Annotated in this window: 1 pseudogene; it reads left to right on the top strand. The window is 69.7% G+C overall.

What is annotated here, in order from left to right:
• Positions 1-208: pseudogene (locus tag IF01_RS0141070) on the top strand (electron transfer flavoprotein subunit beta); the annotation flags it as partial.

The raw sequence follows: 208 nt of genomic DNA, 5'->3' as shown, positions 1-208 counted from the left end.
CCGTCGTTTCGCGGACGACCACACCACCGACCGGGAGGGCGTGGACGGCCTTCTGTCGGAGCTGGACGAGTACGGGGTGGAGCAGGCGCTGCGGATCGCGGAGGCGAAGGAGGGTGCCGAGGTGACCGTGCTGACGGTGGGTCCGGACGACGCGAAGGACGCGCTGCGCAAGGCGTTGTCGATGGGTGCGGACAAGGCTGTGCACGTC

This window comes from Kitasatospora purpeofusca, from assembly GCF_000718025.1.
GTDB classification, from domain to species: Bacteria; Actinomycetota; Actinomycetes; order Streptomycetales; family Streptomycetaceae; genus Kitasatospora; species Kitasatospora purpeofusca.
Note: the sequence above shows the minus strand (reverse complement) of the source record. Positions and strands in the feature narration are given on the sequence as shown.